The organism is Pseudomonas sp. RL_105y_Pfl2_101 (genome assembly GCF_963970585.1).
Taxonomy (GTDB): domain Bacteria; phylum Pseudomonadota; class Gammaproteobacteria; order Pseudomonadales; family Pseudomonadaceae; genus Aquipseudomonas.
The window spans coordinates 1-1,562 of the sequence record NZ_CAXAPG010000114.1 but is presented as its reverse complement, the minus strand read 5'-3'; the positions used below and the strand labels follow the sequence as shown (position 1 = coordinate 1,562).

Genomic DNA, 1,562 nt, shown 5'->3' with positions numbered 1-1,562 from the left:
TGGGCACCAACTGATCCAGGCCGACCATATCGCCAGCTTCGGTGTGATCGAGGGCGAACCGCTGGTGTACGAGGCCAACCCTGGTGGCGATCAGGCCCAGCCGGCGCTGCACAGTTTCACCTACCGCGAGCAGGTGCGCAGCGCCCAACAGACCCAGCGCGATTACACCTTCACCCACCCGCGCTACAACCTGGAGCAGCACGAACAGGCACGCCAGCTGGAACACCAAAGCCCCGACTACGAACGCTACGACTACCCCGGCCGCTACAAGCACGACGACGCCGGCAAGCCCTTCACCCAGACCCGCTTGCAAGGCCTGCGCGGTGATGCGCGCACCGCCGAAGTCACGGGCGACGATGCGCGCCTGGTGCCGGGGCTGGCGTTCGATCTGACCGGGCATGCGCGTGACGACCTCAACATCGGCTGGCGCGCCGTTGCCATCAAACATGTCGGCCGCCAGCACACCGCGATGGAAGAAGAAGCCGCCGGCAGCCAGGTGGGCACCCATTACAGCTTCACCGCCACACTGATTCCCGACAGCGTCGAGTGGCAAGCACCGCCGCGTCCCAAGCCCTGCATCGAAGGCCCGCAGATCGCCACCGTGGTCGGACCGCCCGGCGAAGAAATCTACTGCGACGAACACGGCCGCGTGCGCCTGCAATTCCCCTGGGACCGCCAAGGCCAGGACGACGACCGCCGCTCCTGCTGGGTGCGCGTCACCCACAACTGGGCCGGTGCCGGTTGGGGCCACGTCGCCCTACCCCGGGTCGGTCAGGAAGTACTGGTCGGCTTCGTGCAAGGTGATCCGGACCAGCCCCTGGTCATCGGCCGCAGCTACCACGCCATAAACCGTTCACCGTACAAATTGCCGGAGTTCAAGGCCCTCAGCCCGATCCGCAGCAAGGAGCTTCACGGCGAGCGCCACAACGAACTGCGCCTGGACGACACCACCGGGCAAATCAGCGCCGCGCTGATGAGCGACCACCAGGCCAGCGCCCTCACCCTCGGCTACCTCACCCACCCGCGCCCCGGTGGCGGCGTGCCACGCGGCGAAGGTTTTGAACTGCGCACCGACGCCCACGGCGTACTGCGCGCCGGCGGCGGCCTGCTGCTCACCACTCAACTGCGCCCGCGCGCCGCCGAACACCACACCGACCTGCCGGAAACCGCCGAACAACTCGACACCGCCCGCCAACACCACGCCACCTTCGCCAGCGAAGCCCGCGATCACCTGGCCCAGGAAAGCGGTGACCAGGACGAAGTCGCCGACGCCCTCAAGGCCCAACACAGCACCATCCGTGGCACCGGCGGCAACCCCAGCGCCAACCAATACCCCGAACTGGCCGAACCCCATCTGGTGCTGCACAGCCCGGCCGGCATCGCCAGCAGCACCCCACAATCGACCCACATCGCCAGCGGCGAACACCTCGCCCTCAGCAGCGGCGGCCACACCAGCCTGGCCATTGGCAAACGCCTGCTGCTCAGCGCCAGCCGTGGTGTGCGCACCTTTGTGCAAAGCCTGGGCTGGCGGTTGGTGGCGGCCTCCGGCGATATCGACATCC

At 67.8% G+C, this 1,562-nt stretch carries 1 protein-coding gene; it reads left to right on the top strand.

What is annotated here, in order from left to right; genetic code table 11:
- Window positions 1-1,562, top strand: a 1,562-nt coding sequence (locus AACY31_RS28660) for a type VI secretion system Vgr family protein (RefSeq protein ID WP_339505638.1), incomplete at both ends; no start/stop codon positions are given.